18 protein-coding genes are annotated in these 20,358 nt (G+C 68.4%); 9 read left to right on the top strand and 9 right to left on the bottom strand.

From position 1 onward, the window contains the following. Positions 1–7 precede the first annotated feature (7 nt). The 6 genes from HWX07_RS20250 (at position 8) to HWX07_RS20225 (ending at position 6,689) form a co-directional block, all read left to right on the top strand. Entirely contained in the window at positions 8–508 is a 501-nt protein-coding gene (locus HWX07_RS20250) for a MerR family transcriptional regulator (RefSeq protein ID WP_175877444.1), read from the top strand. Next, positions 505–2,061, top strand: coding sequence for an MFS transporter (locus tag HWX07_RS20245; protein WP_175877443.1), 1,557 nt, complete (start codon positions 505–507; stop codon positions 2,059–2,061). The genes HWX07_RS20250 and HWX07_RS20245 overlap by 4 nt, the downstream gene beginning before the upstream one ends. A gap of 38 nt (positions 2,062–2,099) precedes the next feature. Continuing rightward, positions 2,100–2,933 carry a M90 family metallopeptidase gene (locus HWX07_RS20240; protein WP_175877442.1) on the top strand — a complete coding sequence of 278 codons (834 nt, stop codon included), beginning with the start codon at positions 2,100–2,102 and terminating at the stop codon, positions 2,931–2,933. 157 nt (positions 2,934–3,090) lie between these two features. Further along, positions 3,091–3,357 carry a type B 50S ribosomal protein L31 gene (locus tag HWX07_RS20235; protein WP_011549676.1) on the top strand — a complete coding sequence of 89 codons (267 nt, stop codon included), beginning with the start codon at positions 3,091–3,093 and terminating at the stop codon, positions 3,355–3,357. 144 nt (positions 3,358–3,501) lie between these two features. Further along, positions 3,502–5,334 (top strand): UDP phosphate-alpha-4-amino-4-deoxy-L-arabinose arabinosyl transferase, encoded by a 1,833-nt coding sequence (locus HWX07_RS20230; protein WP_041491991.1) that lies wholly within the window; start codon positions 3,502–3,504, stop codon positions 5,332–5,334. Between the two features lie 2 nt (positions 5,335–5,336). Beyond that, positions 5,337–6,689: an MATE family efflux transporter gene (locus HWX07_RS20225; protein ID WP_175877441.1), complete on the top strand. Its 1,353-nt coding sequence runs from the start codon at positions 5,337–5,339 to the stop codon at positions 6,687–6,689. Between the two features lie 11 nt (positions 6,690–6,700). Here the strand turns inward: HWX07_RS20225 and lipA are convergent, their stop codons facing one another. The 6 genes from lipA to HWX07_RS20195 form a co-directional block, all read right to left on the bottom strand. Beyond that, positions 6,701–7,666, bottom strand: a complete 966-nt coding sequence (gene lipA / locus HWX07_RS20220) for a lipoyl synthase (RefSeq protein WP_175877440.1) — start codon at positions 7,664–7,666, stop codon at positions 6,701–6,703. A 2-nt stretch (positions 7,667–7,668) separates the two neighbouring features. Beyond that, positions 7,669–8,784: an acetoin dehydrogenase dihydrolipoyllysine-residue acetyltransferase subunit gene (locus tag HWX07_RS20215; RefSeq protein WP_175877439.1), complete on the bottom strand. Its 1,116-nt coding sequence runs from the start codon at positions 8,782–8,784 to the stop codon at positions 7,669–7,671. Between the two features lie 4 nt (positions 8,785–8,788). Beyond that, complete coding sequence (locus tag HWX07_RS20210) at positions 8,789–9,793, bottom strand: alpha-ketoacid dehydrogenase subunit beta (RefSeq protein WP_175877438.1); 1,005 nt, start codon at positions 9,791–9,793, stop codon at positions 8,789–8,791. A gap of 54 nt (positions 9,794–9,847) precedes the next feature. Further along, positions 9,848–10,831 (bottom strand): thiamine pyrophosphate-dependent dehydrogenase E1 component subunit alpha, encoded by a 984-nt coding sequence (locus HWX07_RS20205; RefSeq protein ID WP_006478652.1) that lies wholly within the window; start codon positions 10,829–10,831, stop codon positions 9,848–9,850. 76 nt (positions 10,832–10,907) lie between these two features. Continuing rightward, positions 10,908–11,684 (bottom strand): SDR family NAD(P)-dependent oxidoreductase, encoded by a 777-nt coding sequence (locus tag HWX07_RS20200; protein WP_012328645.1) that lies wholly within the window; start codon positions 11,682–11,684, stop codon positions 10,908–10,910. Positions 11,685–11,750: 66 nt separating this feature from the next. Further along, positions 11,751–12,809, bottom strand: coding sequence for an NAD(+)/NADH kinase (locus HWX07_RS20195; RefSeq protein ID WP_175877437.1), 1,059 nt, complete (start codon positions 12,807–12,809; stop codon positions 11,751–11,753). Positions 12,810–13,343: 534 nt separating this feature from the next. Between HWX07_RS20195 and HWX07_RS20190 the strand changes: the two genes are divergently transcribed. Beyond that, entirely contained in the window at positions 13,344–15,263 is a 1,920-nt protein-coding gene (locus HWX07_RS20190) for a sigma-54-dependent Fis family transcriptional regulator (RefSeq protein WP_175877436.1), read from the top strand. A 19-nt stretch (positions 15,264–15,282) separates the two neighbouring features. On the opposite strand, the gene HWX07_RS20185 is transcribed toward HWX07_RS20190, so the two are convergent. Then, positions 15,283–15,717 carry a carboxymuconolactone decarboxylase family protein gene (locus HWX07_RS20185; RefSeq protein WP_175877435.1) on the bottom strand — a complete coding sequence of 145 codons (435 nt, stop codon included), beginning with the start codon at positions 15,715–15,717 and terminating at the stop codon, positions 15,283–15,285. Then, positions 15,701–16,162 carry a MerR family transcriptional regulator gene (locus HWX07_RS20180; RefSeq protein ID WP_175877434.1) on the bottom strand — a complete coding sequence of 154 codons (462 nt, stop codon included), beginning with the start codon at positions 16,160–16,162 and terminating at the stop codon, positions 15,701–15,703. Before HWX07_RS20180 ends, HWX07_RS20185 begins: the two co-directional genes overlap by 17 nt. Before the next feature lie 297 nt (positions 16,163–16,459). On the opposite strand from HWX07_RS20180, the gene HWX07_RS20175 reads away from it, so the two are divergent. Together HWX07_RS20175 and HWX07_RS20170 are read left to right on the top strand one after the other, a co-directional pair. Continuing rightward, positions 16,460–17,071 (top strand): helix-hairpin-helix domain-containing protein, encoded by a 612-nt coding sequence (locus HWX07_RS20175; protein WP_012328650.1) that lies wholly within the window; start codon positions 16,460–16,462, stop codon positions 17,069–17,071. Between the two features lie 88 nt (positions 17,072–17,159). Then, on the top strand, positions 17,160–17,591 hold the full coding sequence (locus HWX07_RS20170; protein ID WP_175808315.1) for a YidB family protein: 432 nt from the start codon (positions 17,160–17,162) through the stop codon (positions 17,589–17,591). A gap of 126 nt (positions 17,592–17,717) precedes the next feature. On the opposite strand, the gene clpB is transcribed toward HWX07_RS20170, so the two are convergent. Next, positions 17,718–20,315: an ATP-dependent chaperone ClpB gene (gene clpB, locus HWX07_RS20165; protein WP_175808316.1), complete on the bottom strand. Its 2,598-nt coding sequence runs from the start codon at positions 20,313–20,315 to the stop codon at positions 17,718–17,720. Positions 20,316–20,358 lie beyond the last annotated feature (43 nt).

The following is a 20,358-nucleotide window of genomic DNA, read 5'->3' as shown; positions in this document are numbered from 1 at the left end:
GCACCCGATGCCGAACGATGCCGCCACCCCGCTCCTGACCGTCAGCGACGCCGCGTCGCGACTCGGCGTCACGCCGCGCACGCTCAAATATTACGAAGAGCGCGGGCTCGTCACGCCATCGCGCAGCGAAGGCCGCTACCGCCTCTACGACGAAGCCGACCTCGAACGCTTCGCGCGCATCCTGCGGCTGCGCGCGCTCGGCTTCTCGCTGCACGGCATCACCGAAATGCTGAAGCGTCCGCTGGAAGAAACGGGCGACGGCCGGCGCCGCTATTCGGATGCCTCGCTGCGCGACATCCGCGCCGGCCTCGCCGAGCAGATCGATACGCTCGACCGGCGAATCGAGGCCGTCCAGCGCGAACTGAAGGAAGCCGTCGCGCTACGCAAGGAGTTGCAGCACGACATCGACTACGTCGAGCGGCGCCTCGCCGGCGAAAACGCCGATGAACTGATCGCGCAGCGGCGGGCCGAAGCCGGCGCGCGGCGCGCCCGCAAGGACTGCGAATGAACGCGGTGCCGGGCCGGCCGCCGCTATGGAGCCGCGCGAACCTGCGCGGGGACCTGTTCCCGTGGGCACTCGCGCTCGTCACCGGCATCGACTACTTCGACAATGCCGTCTTCTCGTTCTTTGCGAGCTATATCGCGGGCGGCATCAACGCGTCGCCCGACGAACTGGTGTGGTCGTCGAGCGCCTACGCGGTCACGGCCGTGCTCGGCATCCTGCAGCAGCAATGGTGGGTCGACCGGCTCGGCCATCGCCGCTACGTCGCGGGCTGCATGCTGATGTTCTCGTTCGGCGCGATCGCGGCGGCGCTGGCCGACACGTCGCTGGAGCTCGCGTTCGCGCGCGGCTTCCAGGGCTATTTCATCGGCCCGATGATGGGCGCGTGCCGGATCCTGATCCAGATCAGCTTCAAGCCGCAGGAGCGGCCGCCCGCGACGCGCGCGTTCCTGATCATGATCCTGCTCGGCAGCGCGCTCGCGCCGATCGTCGGCGGGCTGCTGGTCGCGCATTCGACGTGGCGCGCACTGTTCGCGTGCACGGCGCCGGCCGGCATCGCGTTCGCGGTCCTCGCGTTGCTCACGCTGCCCGATTCCGGCCGCACGCCGGACGACGAACGCGGTTCCGGACATTTCTGGCCGTACGTCGTGTTCGCGCTCGCACAAGGGGCGCTGCAGATCGTGCTGCAACAGGTGCATTACCAGCTCTACAGCGGCTCGCCGATGCTGATCATGCTGACGTTTGCCGGGCTCGGCGCGCTCGCATGGTTCGCGTATCACCAGTGGCACCACCCGACGCCGCTCGTGCGGCTGCATGCGTTCCGCGAGCGGACGTTCCAGGTCGGGCTGCTGCTCTACATGTTCTATTACTACGAGACGACGGGCTTCAGTTACCTGACGGCGCGGCTTCTCGAGGGCGGGCTCGGCTATCCGGTCGAGAATGCCGGGCGCCTGGTCGGCACGATGTCGCTGATCTCGGCCACCGCGCTGTTCGCCTACCTGCGCTACGCGAAATTCGTCGCGCACAAGAAGTGGTTCGTCGTGCCGGGGTTCGCGATCGCCGTCACGGCCGCGCTGTGGATGACGCGGATGACGCCGCAGGTCGGCGAAGCCGCGCTGATCGTCCCGTTGCTGCTGCGCGGGCTGCTGCTGCTCTTCATCGTGCTGCCGGTCGCGAACCTCACGTTCCGGATCTTCGCGATCGACGAATACACGCACGGCTACCGGCTGAAGAACATCGTGCGGCAACTGACGATCTCGTTCGCGACGTCGTCGGTGATCATCGTCGAACAGCACCGCGTGGCCGTCCATCAGACGCGACTCGTCGAGCGCGCGAACGTGTTCGACCCGCTGTTCCAGCAGACCGTCGGTGCACTGACGCGCAGCTATGCGGCAGCCGGCCATGCGCTGAACGACGCGCACGGCCTCGCGATCGCGTCGATCGCGCGGATGGTCGCGCAACAGGCGTCGTTCCTTGCGTCGCTCGACGGTTTTTACTTCCTCGCGGGTGTGGCGCTCGTCGGCGGTCTCTTCGCGGCATGGCAAAAACAGATCGATTGAGTTAAAAGACAGGCTTTGGATTTTCGTCCGCAGCCTCCATGCTTTCGAAACTGACCCGCTGGTTCGACGACCGCCGCCGCGACCGCGCGCTGCGCAGCCATCCGATTCCGGACGCGCTGTGGCAGGAAACCGTCGAGCGCCTGCCGTTCCTCGCCACCCTGCCGCCCGACGCGCTCGGCCGGCTGCGCGAATTGACGAGCCTGTTCGTCGCGAAAAAATCGTTTTCGACCGCGCACGGGCTCGAACTGACCGACGCGATGATCGTCGCGATCGCCGCGCAGGCCTGCCTGCCCGTGCTGAATCTCGATTTGTCGCTGTACGACGGCTGGGTGGGCGTCGTCGTGTATCCGGGCGAATTCGTGATCCGCAAGACGGTGCAGGACGAGGATGGCGTCGTCCACGAAGTCGAGCAGGATGCGAGCGGCGAGGCATGGGAAGGCGGCCCCGTGATCCTGTCGTGGGAAGACGCACAGATGACGGACGGCCGGGACGCGTACAACGTCGTGATCCACGAGTTCGCGCACAAGATCGACATGGTCAACGGCGCAGCCGACGGCTATCCGCCCCTGTTTCGCCGCTGGCATGCGCCGCACCTCGACGCGCAGGCGTGGGCCGACGTGTTCGAACATGCGTACGACCAGTTCTGCGCGCGCGTCGACGCGGTGCCGGATCGCGCATGGGCGCGCTTCGAGCGGGACTCGCTGATCGATCCCTATGCGGCCGATCACCCGTCGGAATTCTTCGCGGTGTGCAGCGAGGCGCTGTTTGTCCGGCCGAAAGCGTTCGAGTCCGAATTTCCGGAACTGTACCGGCTGCTGGCGCGCTACTACCGGCAAGATCCGGCCGGCACCGGGGCCCTCGACACACCGTGAAAATTATTCGTCAACCGTCTGATTTTCTGGCATAATCGCCGTTTTTCGACCTTAGGCAAGTGGCTCGCGCCGGGCTTGGCGTCGGCCGAATCGCTCCCATCGGGGCGGCTCGACACGGCAAGCGGCGGGTTGGCTACCGCTATCACCAAGGAAAATCATGAAACCTGGCATTCACCCGGACTACCGCGAAGTCGTCTTCCAAGACATGTCGAACGGCTTCAAGTTCATCACGCGCTCGACGATCCAGACGCGTGAAACCATCGAACACGAAGGCAAGACCTACCCGCTCGCCAAGATCGAAGTGTCGTCGGAATCGCACTCGTTCTACACGGGTCAGCAAAAGATCATGGACACGGCAGGCCGTGTCGAGAAGTTCAAGAACAAGTTCGGCGCACGCGCCAACGGCAAGGCTGCAGCAAAGTAAGCTTTGCACCGTTCCGGTGGTTGCTACGCACCGGTACCGCACGAAAGGGCAGCCCAGGCTGCCCTTTTTTGTCTCTGCTCGCCCGGAAAGACGCCGCCCGGCGCCCGGGAAACGACCTGACGCACAACAGCGGGCGCGACTACAATGCCGGATGCTCGAAACCGGCTCGACCGCGCGCCACCGCGCCGGCCGCCCGCCCATAACAAATCGCTCATCTGCATGAAGCCTGTCGTCCGTCTCACCGCCTCCGCCACGCGTGCGCTGCCGCGCTGGCTGCTGCTCACGCTCTGCTTCGTCTACGCGGCGTTCGGCCTGTTCGGCCGCGACCCGTGGAAAAACGAGGACGCGGCGGGCTTCGGCGTGATGTGGACGATGGCCAAGGGCGGCTGGCACGACTGGCTGCTGCCGAACCTGGTCGGCAAGTTCATCACGACCGACGGGCCGCTCGGCTACTGGCTCGGTGCGCTGTCGATCCGCGGCCTCGGCCCGTGGGTCGACGCGAGCAACGCGTCGCGCGTCGATACCGGCGTGCTGTTCTGCGTCGCATGCGCATTCGTCTGGTACGCGGCCTACCTGCTCGGCCGGCGCGCCGAGGTTCAACCGTTCAAGTACGCGTTCGGCGGCGAGCCCGAGCCCCGCGACTACGGCCGCACGCTCGCGGACGGCGCGCTGCTGGTGCTCGTCGCCTGCTTCGGCCTCGCGGAACGCGGGCACGAAACGACGCCGCAGCTCGCGCAGTTCGCATGGATCGCGATGCTCGTGTACGGGATCGTGCGCGGCATCGACAAGCCGCTGCAAGGCGCACTGTGGTGGGGCCTCGCGATCGGCCTCGTCGCGCTGTCCGGCAACCCGGTGCTGGTCGTCGCGCTGCTCGCGGGCACGGCCGCGCTGTGGCTCGTCACGCCCGAAATGCGCAACCTGCGCCTGCCGCTGGTCGGCGTGCCGCTCGCGGCCGCGATCTTCGCGCTGTGGCCGCTCGCCGCCTTCGTCGCGGCGCCCGACGACGCCGCCTGGTTCTTCAACCAGTGGATCCACGGCAGCCTGATGCGCTTTTCGGGCCCGCCGACGGCCGTGCTCGGTTATGCGGCGAAGAACCTGCCGCTGTTCACGTGGCCTGCGTGGCCGCTCGCGATCTGGGCATGGTGGAGCTGGGCCGGCATGCGCCGCCGCGCGCACATCGCGATTCCGCTATCGGTCGCCGTGCCGCTCGTCGCACTCGTGATCCTGCAAAGCCAGCAGTCGAACCGCATGTACATGCTGCTGCTGCCGCCGCTCGCGGTGCTCGCGACGTTCGCGCTGCCAACCCTCAAGCGCGGCGCGATCAACGCGATCGACTGGTTCGCGGTGCTGAGCTTCACGATCCTCGGCACGTTCGTGTGGCTCGTCTGGCTCGCGTCGCTCACCGGCTTCCCGCATCCGCTCGCGCGCAACCTCGCGCGCCTCGTGCCCGGCTACGAGCCGCATTTCAAGATCCTGTCGTTCATCTGCGCGGTTATCGTCACCGTGTGCTGGTGCTTCCTCGCGCGCTGGCGCGTGTCGCGACAGCCGAAGGTGCTGTGGCGCAGCGTCGTGCTGTCGAGCGCGGGCACCACGCTGATGTGGGTGCTGCTGATGACGCTGTGGCTGCCGATCGTCAACTACGGCCGGACCTATCGCGACGTCGCGCAACAGATCGCCGTGCACCTGCCGGCCGACTACGAGTGCATTTCGCCGGTGCGGCTCGGAGACGCTCAGATCGCGACCTTCGCGTATTTCGGCAACATGCGCTTCGATTTCTCCGGCGACTGCGACGTGATCCTGCGTCAGGACCGCGCCGACTTCGGCGAGCCGAGCGCGATGTCGCAATACGTGTGGCGGCTCGTCTGGGAAGGCCGCCGCGTCGCCGACCGCGACGAGCGCTTCCGCCTGTACGAGCGCATCGAACGGCCGAAGACGCCCGTCAAGCGGCGTCCGCCGCGCCGCCAGGCGGCCGATTGACGATGTTCGGCGACATCCGCCGGATCGTCGGTCTCGCGTGGCCGGTGCTGGTCGGCCAGCTCGCGATCATCGCGTTCGGCGTGATCGACACCGCGATGGTCGGCCGCTACTCGGCCGTCGATCTCGCCGCGCTCGGGCTCGGCTCGTCGATCTACGTATCGATCTACATCGGCCTGACGGGTATCCTGTCCGCGCTGCAGCCGATCACCGGGCAACTGTACGGCGCGCGGCGCTATGCCGAGATCGGCGAGGAAGTGCGGCAGGCGCTGTGGCTTGCGCTGCTGCTCGCGATTCCCGGCTTCCTGCTGCTGCATTTTCCCGAGCCGCTGCTGCGCGTCGCGCATGCGCCCGCCGCGCTGCACGATCGCACCGTCGACTACCTGCGCATCCTGTCGTACGGGCTGCCCGCCAGCCTCGTATTCCGGATCTACAACGCGCTGACCAACGCGGCCGGCAAGCCGCGGCTCGCGATGATCCTCCAGATCGGCGCGCTGCTGCTCAAGTTTCCGCTGAACGTGTGGTTCATCTTCGGCGGCTTCGGCGTACCGGCGCTCGGCGGCCCCGGCTGCGGGCTGGCCAGCACGCTGATCAACTGGGCGCTCGCGCTGATCGGCTACACGCTGCTCGCAAAGCTCGACGTGTTCGCGCCGCTCGCGATCTTCTCGCGCTTCTGCTGGCCCGTCTGGGCGCGCCAGAAGGCGATCCTGAAGCTCGGCGTGCCGATGGGCCTGTCGTACCTGATCGAGGTCACGTCGTACACGTGCATGGCGCTGTTCATCGCGCAGTTCGGCACGACGACGCTCGCCGGCCACCAGATCGCCGGCAACATCGGCGCGGTGCTGTACATGACGCCGCTGTCGATCGGCGTGGCGGCGTCGACGCTGGTCGCGCGCGCGCTCGGCGCGGGACGCGCCGAGGAAGCCCGGCTGCTCGGCCGGCACAGCGTGATCTTCGCGTGCGGCGTGGCGGCCGCCTATGGCGTGCTCGTGTTCGCGCTGCGCCCGCTGATCATCGGCGGCTATACGCCGAACCCGGCCGTCGCCGCGGCCGCGATGCCGCTCGTCGCGATCGTCGCGTGCTACCACGTGTTCGATGCGCTGCAGGTCACGTCGGCGTTCGTGCTGCGCGCGTACAAGGTGGCGGTCGTGCCGACCGTGATCTATGCGGTCGCGCTGTGGGGTGTTGGACTCAGCGGCGGCTACGTGCTCGGCTTCGACGTGGGCGGGATCGCGCCCGCGTGGCTGACCGGCGCACGCGGCTTCTGGTTCGCGAACACGGTCAGCCTGATGCTCGCGGGCGCGGGGCTCGTGCTGTACCTGCGCCGCATCAGTCGCGCGCACGCCGCCTTGGCCTGACGCACGGCGCGCTACGCGTTCTCCAGCACGTCGGCCGCGTGATATGACGAGCGCACGAGCGGGCCGGCGACGACTTCCCTGAAACCGAGCGCGAGCGCCTCGTCGTGCCATGCGGCGAAGGCCTCGGGGCTCACGTAGCGCCGCACCGGCAAATGGTGTTCCGACGGCGCCAGATACTGGCCGAGCGTCAGCACGTCGACCTCGTGCGCGCGCAGGTCGCGCAGCGTGTCGCGCACCTCGTCGTCGCGCTCGCCCAGCCCGAGCATCAAGCCCGATTTCGTCACGAGCGTCGGCCGCGCGGCCTTCGCCCGGGCGAGCAGTTCGAGCGAGCCGCGATAGTCGGCGCCCGGCCGCGCCGCGCGATACAGCGACGGCACCGTCTCGATGTTGTGGTTGAACACATCGGGCCACGACGACGACAGCGCGTCGAGCGCACGCGCCGCGCGGCCGCGGAAGTCCGGCGTCAGCACCTCGACGCCGATGCCCGGCACGCTCGCGCGCACCGCCGCGATGCACGCGGCGAAATGCGCGGCGCCGCCGTCGCGCAGGTCGTCGCGGTCGACCGACGTGATCACGACGTAGCGCAACCCGAGCGCCGCCGCCGCGTCGGCCAGCCGCGCGGGCTCGTCGGGATCGAGCGGCTCGGGGCGGCCGTGCGCGACATCGCAGAACGGGCAACGCCGCGTACACAGCCCGCCCATGATCATGAAGGTCGCGGTGCGCTGCGCGAAGCATTCGCCGATGTTCGGACACATCGCCTCCTCGCAGACGGAATGCAGCCGATGCTCGCGCAGCACGGCGGCCATGTCGGCCACCGCCGCGCTCATCATCGGCCGCGCGCGCAGCCACGGCGGCTTCGGCAGCGCCGCGCCGGCCGCGGGCTCGACGCGCACCGGAATGCGCGCGAGCTTGTCGCGACTTCTCGCGCCGGGCTGGCCGAGCGCCGTGAGGCTGGGTCGTTCGAGCGCGGCGGTCATCATCAGTCTCCGAGGAACGCGACGATCAGGCGGTTCACGTCGGCGGCCGCTTCCATCTGCACCATGTGCCCGCTGCCGGCGATCACCTCGGCACGCACGCCGTCCGGCAAACCCTGCGCATGCCGCGCGGGAATCACCTGGTCGCGCTCGCCCCAGATCACGAGCGTGCGCGGCGCCAGCGTCGCGAGCCGATCGCGGAACACACGCCGCTGCGCGGCACCGTCGAACGCGGCGTGCGCGATCTTCTCCAGCGCGGCCTGCACGCCTTCGAGCCGCTTGTACTTGACGAGATCCTCGACGAGTTGCCGCGTGACCAGCGCATCGTCCGCGAACAGCGCGCCGAGGTGCGGTTTCAGCGTGTTGCGGCTGTTACCGGCGACGAAGCCATCAATGTACGCACGGTTGATGTCGGTGCCGAGCCCCGCGCTCGCGATCAGCGTGAGCGATGCGACGCGTTGCGGCGCGCGCTCGGCCACCGTCATCGCGACCGCACCGCCCATCGAATGGCCGATCAGGTGCGCGTGCTCGATGTGCTGCGCATCGAGCAGCGCGAGCACCGCGTCGGCCAGTTCGTCGAGGCTGCCGCTCTCGACCGCCTTGCCCGATTCGCCGTGACCGGGCAGATCGAGCGCCCACACCGGCCGGTGCGCAGCGAGCTCCGCGTGATTGAACAGCCAGTTGTTCAGGTCGCCGCCGAAGCCGTGGATCAGCACGGCAGGCGTGCCGGACCCCTCGCCCAGCTTCAGGAAGCGGACCGTGCGGCCGGCGATCTGCGCCTTCTCGGGCTGCGGGCCGGCCGCCTCGTCGGCCGCCGCGCTCGGCACGAAATCACGCTGGAAATCGGCGATCGCCGCGTCGATCTCGGCATCGCTCGCCTCGGCGGCCGCGACGACGCCGAGCAGCGCGCCGACGGGCAGCGTCTCGCCCTCCTGCGCGACCTGCCGGCGCAGCGTCCCGTCGAATGCGCACTCGACACCCGACGAGATCTTGTCGGTCTCGACGTCGAGCACTTCGTCGCCTTTCGCCACGCGTTCGCCGACCGCCTTCAGCCAGCCGTTGACCTGCCCCTGCTCCATCGACAGCCCCCATTTGGGCATCGTGATCATGTGAATCGACATCGTGTCAGCTCCTCGTCTTGAGTACCGCCTGCGCGATCGCATCGGCGGACGGGATATACAGGTCTTCCAGCACGCCGGCGAACGGCGCGGGCGTATGCGGCGCGGTCACGAGCTCGATCGGCGCCTCGAGCGACCGGAACGCGCGCTGCGCGACGAGCGCGGCGATGTCGGTCGCGATCGAGCAGCGCGGATTCGCTTCGTCGACCACCACCACGCGCCCGGTACGCGCCGCGCTTTCGAGGATCGTTTCCTCGTCGAGCGGCGACGTCGTGCGCAGGTCGATCACGTCGCACTGGATGCCGTCCTTCGCGAGCGTCGCGGCCGCGTCCATCGCGAGATGCACCATCCGACCGTACGTGACGATCGTCGCGTCGTCGCCGTCGCGCAGCACGTTCGCCTCGCCGAACGGAATCGCATAGGATTCCTCCGGTACGTCGCCCTCGCGCGTATAGAGCAGCTTGTGTTCGAGGAAGATCACGGGATCGTTGTCGCGGATCGCCTGGATCAGCAGCCCCTTCGCGTCGTACGGCGTCGACGGGCACACGACCTTCAGCCCCGGGATGTGCGTGAACAGCGGCGTGAGCATCTGCGAGTGCTGCGCGGCCGCGCGCAGGCCGGCGCCGTACATCGCGCGGATCACGACCGGCGTCACGGCCTTGCCGCCGAACATGTAGCGAAATTTCGCGGCCTGGTTGAAGATCTGGTCGAAACACACCCCCATGAAATCGATGAACATCAGTTCCGCAACGGGCCGCATCCCGCACGCGGCGGCGCCGACCGCCGCGCCGATGTAGCCGCCCTCCGACAGCGGCGTATCGAGCACGCGGCCCGGAAACTTGTGGAACAGCCCCTTCGTCACGCCGAGCACGCCGCCCCATGCGTCGTCCTCGCCCGGCGCGCCCGCGCCGCCCGCGTTGTCCTCGCCCATCACGATCACGCTGTCGTCGCGCGCCATTTCCTGCGCGAGCGCCTCGTTGATCGCCTGCGAATAAGTGATCTTCCTTGCCATGTCTGTCTCCTGGAATGTTCGGTTCGCCGTGCCGGCTGCGGTGTCAGCCCGCGCTCACGGATACGACACGTAGACGTCGGCCAGCAGGTCGGCGGCATCCGGCAGCGGCGCCGCCTTCGCCTGCGCGACCGCATCGTCGATCAGCGCCTTCACCTGAGCATCGACCGCGCGCAGGTCGTCGGTCGTCAACGCTTCGGCGCGCACGACGCGGGTTTCGAAATGCTTCAGGCAGTCCTTCTCGTCGCGCAGTTTCTGCACTTCGCCCGGCGCGCGGTAGGTTTGCGCATCGCCCTCGAAGTGGCCGAAGTAGCGCGTGAACTTCACTTCGACGAGCGTCGGGCCGCCGCCGTTGCGCGCCCGTTCAACGGCCTCGCCGAGCGCCTCGTGCACCGCGAAGAAGTCGAAGCCGTCGACGATCACGCCCGGCATCCCGAACCCGTTCGCGCGATCGGCGATGTTGTCGGTCGCGACCGACCAGCTCGACGACGTCGCTTCCGCATAGCCGTTGTTTTCGGCGACGAAGATCGCGGGCAGCCGCCACACCGACGCGAGGTTCATCGATTCGAAGATCACGCCCTGGTTCGACGCACCATCGCCGAAGAAGCACACGCCGACGCCGCCCGTCTTCTTGTGCTTGGCCGCGAGCGCCGCGCCGCACACGAGCGGGCCGCCCGCGCCGACGATGCCGTTGGCGCCGAGCATCCCCATCGACAGGTCGGCGATGTGCATCGAGCCGCCCTTGCCGCGGCAGACACCCGTCTTCTTGCCGTAGATCTCGGCCATCATCCCGTGCACGTCGACGCCCTTCGCGATGCAATGGCCGTGGCCGCGGTGCGTGGTGGCCACGTAGTCGTCGAGGCCGAGGTGCAGGATCGTGCCGACGGCGGACGCCTCCTCGCCCGCGTACAGGTGAACGAAGCCGGGTATCTCGCCGGTTGCGAATTCGACGTGCAGGCGTTCCTCGAATTCGCGGATCGTGCGCATCAGCCGATAGGCGTCCAGCAGCTTGTCCCTGCCGAGTTGTGTCGAAGCGGTCATGTGTGTCTCCTGGTAGGTCTGACTGCGAATGCCGCCTCGGCCACGCCGTGGCGGCGGATTGCACGGCCTGCGGCCGTCAGTGGAACGTGAAGCCGCCGTCGACGTTCACGGCCTGGCCCGTCACGTTGTCCATCGTCGCGAAGAACAGCGCGAGCCGGCCCATGTCTTCCGGCGTCTGCGCGCGGCCCTGCGGAATCAGCGTCAACTGGTGCCGCTGCCACGACTGCTCGACCGATTCGCCGTCGGTCTTCCATTCGTCTGACAGCCGGTCCCACATGTAGGTACGGACGATGCCGGGGCAGATCGCGTTGACGGTCACGCCGTCGCGCGCGAGCTCCTTCGCCAGCGCGTTGGTGAAGCCGACGACCGCGAATTTCGATGCGCTGTAATGCGCGAGATTCGGAAAGCCTTCCTTGCCCGCGATCGACGCGACGTTGATGATCCGGCCGCGCCCCTGCGCCTTCAGATGCGCGAGCGCCGCCCGGCAGCCGAGGAACGTGCCCTTCGCGTTCACGTCCATCACGAAATCCCAGTCGCGCTCGGTGAGTTCGGCAACCGGATGAATGCTGATCACGCCCGCGCAGTTCACGAGGATGTCGAGCCCGCCGAGGTCGGCGAGCGCCTGCGCGACCATCGCGTCGACCTGCGCGGCCTGCGTGACGTCGACCTTCGCGATCGCGGCCCGCCGGCCGAGTGCGCGTACCTCGCGCGCGGTGGCGTCGAGCGCGTCGTCGAGCAGGTCGGCCAGCAGGATGTCGGCGCCGGCGCCGGCGAGCGTCAGCGCGATGCCGCGGCCGATGCCGCGCGCGCCGCCCGTGACGATGGCGACCTGTCCTTCGAGAGGGGCTGTCATGGCGATGTCTCCGTGATGATCGTGATGGATGTCGAAATGCCGGTGCGTGAAACGAAACGTCGATCGTTAGTCATGCCACGCACCGGCGTCGCGCAGCAGTTGCCGCGACGATGCGTAGCGCAGCGTGCGGCCCACATCGACCGTCAGCGGCCCGTGCCAGTCGAGCGCGATCTCGTAGCGATCGCCGCGCGCGACCTCGATCTCGCGCTCGCCGTCGAACGCGAGCGTGCCGCGCTCGAACGGAATCGCGTGCCACGTGCCCGGTTCGAGCCGCTCGCAACTGCGCATCACGACACGGTCGACGCGCCCCGGCGCGATCGGCGCGACGAGCGGCGTGCCGGCCGCGTTGCCGGCCTGCGCGAAACGCATCGCGAGCCCGTGCGGCGCGCTGCGTTCGAGCGGCGCCCACGCGCCGCCGAGCGCGGACAGGCCGATGCCGTCCGGTTCCGCGAACGTCAGGTAGAGCGAATCGATGTCGTCGGAGCCGGAGATCGCGCGTGCGCCGATGAAGCGCTGCCGCGCGGCGCACACGTCGACGAGCGCGATCTCCTCGCGCCCCGGCTGCGCGCCCGCGACGCAGCGCACGACGAGCCGCTTGTTGCGCACGAACGCGACCTCGGCCGGCACGGCGCCGGTCGCGGCAAGCCCTGCGGCGACGCCGGCGACGGTCGCCTCGCGATGTTCGGGAAAAGCGTTGTTGGTACCGGTGGACAGCGCGACGAGCGGCGTCGCGCCGCAATGCGCGGCCACCGCGCGATGGGTGCCGTCGCCGCCGAGCACGACGATCAGCGCCACTTCCATCCGGTGCAGATAGGCCGCGCCGGCCCGCGTGTCGGCGACGGAATCGGTGATCGGCAAGTCGACGAATTCGACCTGGGGCCAGCGCTCGTGCGGCGCGACCGCGCGATGCGTGTCGATCGCGCGCAGCAGCAGCGTCGCGATACCCGTGCGGTCGCGCAGCGTCAGCACGCGCTCGACGCCCATCGCGCCAAGGCCGGCCAGCAGGCGCACGATCATGTTCGCCTTCTCCGCGGTCGGGAACACGGATGCATGCGTCGTGAGGCGGCGGATGTCGCGCCCCGAAGCGGGGTTCGCGATCACGCCGACGGTAACGGGCGTCGTCACAGATTTGTCTCCATCCAGTGGGCGGGGCCGGCGCATTGGCGCACGCATCGGCCCTGCCTGTTTCGTCCGCTGCCATCGACGGGCGGCGGATCGTCGTCGCCGACGCGATCGCACCGGCTTGCCCGTCATCTCCGCAAGCGGCGTGCCATCGCGCGTGCGATGGCCGCGAAACCCGCGTCAGCATTGGCGCGGCGGGCACACGCGAATCCGGGATGCTTGGCCGTGACGACGCAGCGCGCATCGAATTCGCCGGAACGTCTCACGTCGTCGATACGGCGACGTGGTCGTCGCGGCACCCGCGCATGCCTCGCGTTCCGCCCGCCAACCCGCGTTCGCGCGGCGCCGCGCAGGCAGCGCCGCGCCGGCCGATCGCCGCACGCCACGCCTGCGGCCGTCTCAACCGCGCGAGACACGGCGCGACACCAGTGAGACGACCGTCTCACGCGCGCCGCGTGCTGCGATGCAATGTGATCCGCGGGACCGGATGTGCTACAAGAACAGCGACATCCCCGCCGTACGGAACCGGAGCCGACCATGCCCTACGCCGTCCCCCAGGCCCAGCACGCCGATCGTGTCCTCGGCGCGCTCGCCGGACGCCTGCCCGCGCCGGCGGATTCCGCGCGTCTCGTGTCGTCGTGGCAACGGTCGCTGGAGCGCTACCGTCTCGACCCCGCTTCGTCGATCGGCCCGCGCGTGCTGACCGCGGCCGAGCTGCGCGAGGTGCGCGACAAGGAGGAAGCCTTCCTGCGCGCGTCGGGCCAGTGCCTGACGCGGCTGCACGACATGATTCGCGTCGCCGATTACTGCGTGATGCTGACCGATGCGCATGGCGTGACGATCGACTACCGGATCGACCGCGAACGCCGCAACGACTTCCGTCACGCGGGGCTGCACATCGGCTCGTGCTGGTCGGAAAGCGAGGAAGGAACCTGCGGCGTCGCGAGCGTGCTGACCGATCTCGCGCCGATCACGGTGCACAAGACCGATCACTTTCGCGCCGCGTTCACGACGCTCACCTGCAGCGCGGCGCCGATCTTCTCGCCGGGCGGCGAGTTGATCGGCGTGCTCGACGCGTCGGCCGTGCATTCGCCCGACGGCCGCGACAGCCAGCGCCTCGTCTACCAGCTCGTGCGGCAGAGCGCGGCGCTGATCGAGGACGGCTACTTCGTGCACAGCACCGCGCAGCACTGGATATTGTTCGGGCATCCGAACCGTCACTACGTCGAGGCGCAACCGGAGTGGCTGATCGCGTTCGACGAATGCGGCAACATCGTCGCCGCGAACCGGCACGCGCGCGATGCGCTGCCGGCGCTGCGCGAGCCGCGCCATATCGACGAGATCTTCGATGCGACCGAGATGCCGCTGCGCGATGCGGCGCGGCTCGATGCCATCGTCGCGCTGCGAGTGCGCGCGACCGGCGCACCGCTCTACGCGCGGCTGCGCGCGCCGCTACGGCGCGCCGGCCGCGACCCCGGCGCGGCGTCGCGCCGCCCGGGCACCGCCGCGCCGCGCCACGTCGGCGCGCTGACGCCATTCCTGCACAGCAGCGATGCGCGCATCGCGCAACAGGCCGAACTCGCGCTGCGCGTCGCGAGCAAGCGGCTGCCGATCCTCGTGCTCGGCGAAACCGGCGCGGGCAAGGAAGTGTTCGCCCGCGCGATCCACGACGCCGGCGCGCGGCGCGCGCGGCCGTTCGTCGCCGTCAACTGCGGCGCGCTGCCGGAAGCGCTGATCGAGAGCGAACTGTTCGGTTATGCGGCCGGCGCGTTCACCGGCGCACGCAAGCACGGCGCGCGCGGCAAGATCGCGCTCGCCGACGGCGGCACGCTGTTTCTCGATGAAATCGGCGACATGCCGCTCGCGCTGCAGACGCGCCTGTTGCGCGTGCTGGCCGACGGCGAGGTCGTGCCGCTCGGCAGCGATACGCCCGTGCGCGTCGATCTCGACGTGATCTGCGCGACGCACCGCGATCTCGGGCGAATGGTGGCCGACGGCACGTTCCGCGAAGACCTGTACTACCGGCTGAGCGGCGCGACGTTCGACCTGCCGCCGCTGCGCGAACGCGCGGACGTGCGCGACGTGATCGCCGTCGTGTTCGCCGAGGAAGCGCAGGCGACCGGCCACGTGCTCACGCTCGACGCGACGCTCGCCGAACAGCTCGCCGCGTACCCATGGCCGGGCAACGTGCGGCAACTGCGCAACGTGCTGCGCTATGCGTGCGCGGTGTGCGACGCCGCGCGCGTGACGCGGCGCGACCTGCCGGCCGACCTCGCCGCGCAACTCGGCGGCGCGCCGGCGGGCGCGCTGCCCGACGACGAACGCGGTCGCATCGTCGCCGCGCTCACCGCGCATCGCTGGCGGCCCGACGCGGCTGCCAAGGCGCTCGGCATGTCGCGCGCGACGCTGTACCGGCGCATCGCGAAGTACCGGATCGTCGCGCCGCACCGCGTGTGACGCGCGGGCGCATGCTTCGTCATGCGGGCTGCCCGGCCGCTTCGTTCGCGTCGTCCTTCACGCCGGCCACCTCGTCGCGTCGCGTGAACACCTCGTGCGCGGCGAACAGCGCGTTCAGCGCGGCCGGCATCCCCGCATACACTGCCATCTGCATGAACACCTCGACGATCTCGTCGCGCGTGCAGCCGACGTTCAGCGCGGCCTCGATATGCACCTTCAGTTGCGGCTGCGCGTTGCCGAGCGCGGCCAGCGCGGCGATCGTCGCGATTTCGCGCGCCTTCAGGTCGAGTTGCGGCCGGCTGTAGATGTCGCCGAAGCTGAATTCGACCAGCAGCCGCCCGAAGTCCGGCGCGATCGGCGCAAGCGCCGCGATTACGCGTTCGCCCGCTTCGCCGTCGATTTCCTTGAGTTTGTTCCAGCCGCGCGTGTAGCGATCCTCAACGATTCGTTCCATCGTGTCCGTCCTGTGCCGATAAAGAGTGAGAAGGATTCGTCCGTCGTTCCGTTTCCCGTTCCCGCACCTCGTAGTACGCGATCTTGTCGCCGATCGCGTCGAGGCTCGCCTGCAGCTCCGCGATATGCGCACGCACCGCGTCGCGATGCGCGACCAGCAAGTCGCGCCGCGCGCCGAACGTCGACTCGCCCTGCTCGCGCAGCACCGCGAACGCCTGCATCTGCGCGATCGGCATGCCGGTCGCCTTCAGGCGCATCACGAAGGCCAGCCAGTCAAGGTCGGCCGGCGCATAGAGCCGGTGCCCTGCCGCCGTGCGCGAGATCGCGCGCAGCAGCCCGGCCTGCTCGTAATACCGCAACGTGTGCGTCGACACGCCCGTCAGTTCAGCGACTTGCCCGATCGTCAGCGGACCGGCGGCGGAGGGTTGGGATACGGTTTTCGACATGGCAGGAACAAGGTTAGGAGTTAGAGTTCACTCTAAGTCAAGCATTGTCTGACGGCCAGTGCGGCGTTTTTCCGCAACCCCCTCCCGATCCCCCGGCGACACCGTAAAGAATCGTCAAAATCGGCGCCCGGCATCGGGTTCGGCCTTTACAGCACCGCAAGCCTTCAGCAAGATTCGGTCAGCCTGTCTCAAAAAGGGCACGCATTTGTCCTATGCTTAACGGCGACGCCCGGCCAACTCGCACGTCGCCGTCCGTTGCAACGACCATTCATCCGTCAGAACCAGGGAGCCTTTGCCATGCTGAAAAAGCTGCTGATGCTGTTCGTCGCGCTATCGCTGTCGCTTGCCGCAGGCCTTGCCGCGGCCGTCGAAGTCAACACGGCCGACCAGGCCGCGCTCGAATCCGTGAAGGGGCTCGGGCCCGTGAAGTCGAAGGCGATCATCGACGAACGCACCAAGAACGGCCCGTTCAAGGACGCCGACGATCTCGCGAACCGCGTGAAGGGCCTCGGCACCAAGTCGGTCGGGCATCTCGAGGAAAACGGCCTGACGATCGGCGGCGCGTCGACGCCGCCGAAGGGCGTGAAGCTGTCGAAGCCGGCCGCGACGACGTCGGCGACCACGTCGACCACGACGTCGGCAGGCACCGCCTCGACGTCCACGACCGCGACGGCGGGCACGACGACCGCCGCGCCCGCGCCGGCGGCAAGCGCACCGGACGCGGCCGCCAAACCGGCCAAGACCAAGCGCGCATCGAAGAAGGAAAAGGCGGCAGCGGCGGCAGCGGCATCCGCCGACGCGGGTGCGAGCGCACCGGCGGCCGCGTCGTCCACGAAGGCGACGAAGGGTTCGAAGAAGAAGAGCAAGAAGGACAAGGCAGCCTCCGCCGCCGCGGCGTCGGGCGCCTGATGTGCGCCGCGCGCGCGACGGCGTGCGCGCGGCATTCGTTCAACGGGCGCCGTCGTCACGACGCCCTTTTCAGTGAAGGTGAAGAACCATGGGTCTCCTCGACATCGTTGGCGGTCTGATCGGCGGCCAGGCCGGCGGCAACTCGCAAAGCGCGCTGATCACGACCGCGCTCGAATTCATCAACAACCAGCCGGGCGGCCTGAACGGGCTGATCGAGAAGTTCAAGGCCGGCGGCGCCGGCGAGATCATCGGTTCGTGGGTCGGCACCGGCGAAAACCAGCCGATCTCGCCGGACACGCTGCAGAACGTGCTCGGCTCGGACGTCGTCGGCTCGCTCGCGAGCAAGGTCGGCATCGATCCGTCGCAGGCGTCGTCGATCCTCGCGCAGGTGCTGCCGCACGTCGTCAACGGCGCGACGCCGAACGGCGAAGTGCCGGCCAGCGGCCAGGTGGACACGGCGAACGTGCTCGGCACGCTCACGCAGCTCGCCGGCATGTTCGGCGGCAACAAGCAGGCGTAAGCCCGCCGCGCAGCGGCCAGCAGCCCGCATGGCGGTTTCGGCCGCTCCATATGCAAACACCCCGCCGAGGCGGGGTGTTCGTTTTTGCGCCCGGCGCGAACCGGGCATGCTGCCGATGGCAGGCGATCAGTGCACGACGCGGTCGAACACGAACTGGCCGTCGTTGACGTCGACCGGGATCACGTCCTTCGGACCGAAGCGGCCCGCGAGGATCAGCTTCGCGACCGGATTCTCGATCTCCTGCTGGATCGCGCGCTTCAGCGGCCGCGCACCGAACACCGGATCGTAGCCGACCTTCGCGATCTGTTCGAGCGCGGCAGGCGACACGTCGAGCGCCATGTCGAGCTTCGCGAGCCGGTCGTGCAGGCGCGCCAGCTGGATCTTCGCGATCGACTCGATGTTGCTGCGGTCGAGCGCATGGAACACCACGACGTCATCGATCCGGTTCAGGAACTCGGGGCGGAAATGCTGCTTCACCTCGAGCCACACCGCGTCCTTGATCTCGTCCTGCGGCGCGCCCGTCATCGCCTGAATCACCTGCGAGCCGAGGTTCGACGTCATCACGATGACCGTGTTCTTGAAGTCGACCGTGCGCCCTTGCCCGTCGGTCATGCGGCCGTCGTCGAGCACCTGCAGCAGCACGTTGAACACGTCCGGATGCGCCTTCTCGATCTCGTCGAGCAGGATCACGCTGTACGGCTTGCGGCGCACGGCTTCCGTCAGGTAGCCGCCTTCCTCGTAGCCGACGTAGCCCGGCGGCGCGCCGATCAACCGCGCGACACTGTGCTTCTCCATGAACTCGCTCATGTCGATGCGGATCAGATGCTCTTCCGAATCGAACAGGAACGACGCCAGCGCCTTGCACAGCTCGGTCTTGCCGACCCCCGTCGGGCCGAGGAACAGGAACGAGCCGTACGGACGGTTCGGATCGGCGAGACCCGCGCGCGAACGACGGATCGCGTCGGCCACCGCGCTGATCGCCTCGTCCTGGCCGACCACGCGCTCGTGCAGCTTTTCCTCGATGTGCAGCAGCTTCTCGCGTTCGCCCTGCATCATCCGCGACACGGGAATGCCCGTCGAACGCGACACGACTTCCGCGATTTCCTCGGCGCCGACCTGCGTGCGCAGCAGGCGCGGGCGCGTCGGGTTGTGCTGCTCCTGCTCTTCGGCCTGCGTGACCTGCTTCAGTTGCGCCTCGAGTTGCGGCAGCTTGCCGTACTGCAGCTCGGCGACCTTCTCGAGCTTGCCTTCACGCTGCAGGCGCGCGATGTCGGCCCGCACCTTCTCGATATCTTCCTTGAGCTGCGCGCTGCCCTGCACCGCGGCCTTCTCGGCGGTCCAGATCTCTTCCAGGTCCGAATATTCGCGGCCGAGGCGATCGATTTCTTCCTCGATCAGCTGCAGGCGCTTCTGCGACGCTTCGTCCTGCTCCTTCTTCACGGCTTCGCGCTCGATCTTCAGCTGGATCAGACGACGGTCGAGCTTGTCCATCTCTTCGGGCTTCGAATCGATTTCCATCTTGATCTTCGAAGCGGCTTCGTCGATCAGGTCGATCGCCTTGTCGGGCAGGAAGCGGTCGGTGATGTAGCGATGCGACAGCTCGGCCGCGGCGACGATCGCCGGGTCGGTGATGTCGACACCGTGGTGCAGTTCGTACTTCTCCTGCAGCCCGCGCAGGATCGCGATCGTCGCCTCGACGCTCGGCTCGTCGACGAGCACCTTCTGGAAGCGGCGTTCGAGCGCGGCGTCCTTCTCGATGTACTTGCGGTATTCGTCGAGCGTGGTCGCGCCGATGCAGTGCAGCTCGCCGCGCGACAGCGCCGGCTTCAGCATGTTGCCCGCATCCATCGCGCCTTCGGCCTTGCCCGCGCCGACCATCGTGTGGATTTCGTCGATGAAGACGATCGTCCGGCCTTCGTCCTTCGCGATGTCGTTGAGCACCGCCTTCAGGCGCTCCTCGAACTCGCCGCGGTACTTCGCGCCGGCGAGCAGCGCGGCCATGTCGAGCGACAGCACACGCTTGCCCTTCAGCGTCTCGGGCACTTCGCCGTTGACGATCCGCTGCGCGAGCCCTTCGACGATTGCCGTCTTGCCGACGCCCGGCTCGCCGATCAGCACCGGGTTGTTCTTGGTGCGGCGCTGCAGGATCTGGATCGAGCGGCGGATTTCGTCGTCGCGGCCGATCACCGGATCGAGCTTGCCCGCGCGGGCGCGCTCGGTCAGGTCGACCGTGTATTTCTTCAGCGCCTCGCGCTGGCTTTCCGCATCCTGGCTGTGCACCTGCGAGCCGCCGCGCACCGCGGCGATCGCGGATTCGAGCGACTTGCGCGTGAGGCCGTGCTGGCGCGCGAGCTTGCCCGCTTCGCCCTTGTCGTCGGACACGGCGAGCAGGAACATCTCGCTCGCGATGAACGTGTCGTTGAGCTTCTGCGCTTCCTTGTCGGCCTGGTTCAGCAGCCCGGCCAACTCACGGCCGATCTGGATGTCGCCGCCCGTGCCCGTTACTTGCGGCAGGCGCGAAATGGCTTCGTTCAGCGCGCCTTGCAGCGCCTGCACGTGAACGCCCGCGCGCGACATCAGCGAGCGGGCCGAGCCGTCCTGCTGCGCGACCAGCGCCGCGAGCACGTGAACGGGTTCGATGTATTGATTGTCGCGGCCTGCCGCAAGGCTTTGTGCATCCGCGAGAGCTTCCTGGAACTTGGTGGTGAGCTTGTCGATTCTCATTTAGTCGAGACCTCCAATTTTCGATTAACACCAAGATGAGGAT

Source organism: Burkholderia sp. BCC0097 (genome assembly GCF_902832985.1).
Classification (GTDB): Bacteria; Pseudomonadota; Gammaproteobacteria; order Burkholderiales; family Burkholderiaceae; genus Burkholderia; species Burkholderia orbicola.
This window is presented reverse-complemented; position numbering and strand designations above follow the sequence as displayed.

Bases quoted from the DNA above. Each gene is read 5' to 3' on its own strand.
- HWX07_RS20250 (WP_175877444.1), top strand. From the start codon at position 8: ATGCCGAACGATGCCGCCACCCCGCTCCTGACCGTCAGCGACGCCGCG.
- HWX07_RS20245 (WP_175877443.1), top strand. From the start codon at position 505: ATGAACGCGGTGCCGGGCCGGCCGCCGCTATGGAGCCGCGCGAACCTG.
- HWX07_RS20240 (WP_175877442.1), top strand. From the start codon at position 2,100: ATGCTTTCGAAACTGACCCGCTGGTTCGACGACCGCCGCCGCGACCGC.
- HWX07_RS20235 (WP_011549676.1), top strand. From the start codon at position 3,091: ATGAAACCTGGCATTCACCCGGACTACCGCGAAGTCGTCTTCCAAGAC.
- HWX07_RS20230 (WP_041491991.1), top strand. From the start codon at position 3,502: ATGCCGGATGCTCGAAACCGGCTCGACCGCGCGCCACCGCGCCGGCCG.
- HWX07_RS20225 (WP_175877441.1), top strand. From the start codon at position 5,337: ATGTTCGGCGACATCCGCCGGATCGTCGGTCTCGCGTGGCCGGTGCTG.
- lipA (WP_175877440.1), bottom strand. From the start codon at position 7,666: ATGACCGCCGCGCTCGAACGACCCAGCCTCACGGCGCTCGGCCAGCCC.
- HWX07_RS20215 (WP_175877439.1), bottom strand. From the start codon at position 8,784: ATGTCGATTCACATGATCACGATGCCCAAATGGGGGCTGTCGATGGAG.
- HWX07_RS20210 (WP_175877438.1), bottom strand. From the start codon at position 9,793: ATGGCAAGGAAGATCACTTATTCGCAGGCGATCAACGAGGCGCTCGCG.
- HWX07_RS20205 (WP_006478652.1), bottom strand. From the start codon at position 10,831: ATGACCGCTTCGACACAACTCGGCAGGGACAAGCTGCTGGACGCCTAT.
- HWX07_RS20200 (WP_012328645.1), bottom strand. From the start codon at position 11,684: ATGACAGCCCCTCTCGAAGGACAGGTCGCCATCGTCACGGGCGGCGCG.
- HWX07_RS20190 (WP_175877436.1), top strand. From the start codon at position 13,344: ATGCCCTACGCCGTCCCCCAGGCCCAGCACGCCGATCGTGTCCTCGGC.
- HWX07_RS20185 (WP_175877435.1), bottom strand. From the start codon at position 15,717: ATGGAACGAATCGTTGAGGATCGCTACACGCGCGGCTGGAACAAACTC.
- HWX07_RS20180 (WP_175877434.1), bottom strand. From the start codon at position 16,162: ATGTCGAAAACCGTATCCCAACCCTCCGCCGCCGGTCCGCTGACGATC.
- HWX07_RS20175 (WP_012328650.1), top strand. From the start codon at position 16,460: ATGCTGAAAAAGCTGCTGATGCTGTTCGTCGCGCTATCGCTGTCGCTT.
- HWX07_RS20170 (WP_175808315.1), top strand. From the start codon at position 17,160: ATGGGTCTCCTCGACATCGTTGGCGGTCTGATCGGCGGCCAGGCCGGC.
- clpB (WP_175808316.1), bottom strand. From the start codon at position 20,315: ATGAGAATCGACAAGCTCACCACCAAGTTCCAGGAAGCTCTCGCGGAT.